1 protein-coding gene is annotated in these 1,090 nt (G+C 62.7%); it reads right to left on the minus strand.

The features are described from left to right. A partial coding sequence (locus A39O_RS0110925; RefSeq protein WP_020504696.1) for an RpnC/YadD family protein occupies window positions 1-890 on the minus strand: 890 nt, incomplete at its 3' end. Window positions 891-1,090 lie beyond the last annotated feature (200 nt).

Raw genomic sequence — 1,090 nt, forward strand, 5'->3', positions numbered from 1 at the left:
GTCTGGGCGGTCAGGATGCGGTCGGACCACTCCAATAGGGTTTCGGAGTCGGCGCGCTCGATCCGTTCGCGCACCGCCTCGGCGGGCGGACCGAACTTGCGGGCGATCTGGCGCAAGAGCATGGCGGCCTCTCCCTCCTGACGGCCGAGGCGTTCGATACTGGTGATGTAGGGCATCTTTGCTTGCTCCTCGAAGGCCATGAGTTCGCGTGTGAATTCCCGCTCCAGGTCCTGGGGAAGTTGCAATATCCAGTCGAGTACGCGGAATAGCTCCAGGATTTGCTCGCGTGTGTAACCACGTACGTAGAGGAGCCGTACCAGGCGCAGTTTCCAGCCCTTGCGGGTGACGCCGTCTTTGCTTTCTTGCGCCTTGAGGTGGGCCATGACCACCAGGGCGAAGGGGTTCGGGTTGGCTTCCAGTTCGGCCCAGCGGGCGTGCCAGTCGAGCAGCTTCTCGATCGGGAAGTGGAACCGCACCGTGCAGCCCCAGCGCTCGCGATGATAGGCGCTCGGACGGTAACTGTCGCTGTCGTCGGCCAGTACCGCCAGACTCACGATGTCGGTGCGGTACCGGTCGAAGAGGCGGTAGTTATAGACGTACATGCGCTCGGTAAAACCGGACTCGGCTGTCCCCTGCACCTCGACGTGGACCAAAACCCAGGTCTCTGTCCCGTCGCGGGTGAAGACTTTGACGAGTTTGTCGGCATAGCGCCGTCCCAATGCGGCATCGCGTACGATGTGCTGGAGTTCTTTGTCGAGGAATTCGTGGCCCTGTGTCCAGTCGATCTCGGCGTGGATCGTCGGGTATAGCAGCGCCATGAAATCAGGGAAGTAGCGTTCCAGTGCTATTTTCCAGGGGCTGTCGTAGTCGTCGCGGGGACTGTCGGTCATCGGCGTGTTGTTTGATCCTTCTACGGTTGCGCGATGGTCCTGCCTGGCGCTGGATTCCGGCATCCTGCCGGAACGACGGGGTCAGGCGTTCGGATCGAGGTCCGGGGCCGGGTCGGCGTGCAGGGCGCGGACGTCCTGGCGCAGGCGGGCGATCTCGGCTTCCAGGGCCAGGTATTCGGCTTCTTTGCGCTGGAGGAAGC

The sequence above is a fragment of the Lamprocystis purpurea DSM 4197 genome, assembly GCF_000379525.1.
Lineage (GTDB): Bacteria > Pseudomonadota > Gammaproteobacteria > Chromatiales > Chromatiaceae > Thiodictyon > Thiodictyon purpureum.